We start from the raw sequence: 234 nt of genomic DNA on the forward strand, positions 1-234 counted from the left end.
ACCATGAACCACGGCTGGCGAAATTGCTCTGAACCAGGAGCCGATCCGGAGGAAACCCGCTATGATCTGCAGGAGACCGACGACGAGCAGGACCGGCCCCAGCAGGGCAATTCCATACTGGTCGACGAAGCCGAAGACGATGACGGCAAGACCAGCGGCAGGTCCTGAGACCTGAAGAGGCGAGCCCGCCAGAAGCCCGACAACGAGGCCACCTATGATACCGGAGACAAGTCC

Annotated in this window: 1 protein-coding gene; it reads right to left on the bottom strand. The window is 61.1% G+C overall.

From position 1 onward, the window contains the following. Positions 1 to 234: SulP family inorganic anion transporter (locus AF337_RS40400; RefSeq protein WP_244471255.1), on the bottom strand; the 234-nt coding region annotated here is incomplete at both ends.

The sequence above is a fragment of the Rhizobium ecuadorense genome (genome assembly GCF_001187535.1).
In the GTDB taxonomy this organism is placed as follows: Bacteria; Pseudomonadota; Alphaproteobacteria; order Rhizobiales; family Rhizobiaceae; genus Rhizobium; species Rhizobium ecuadorense.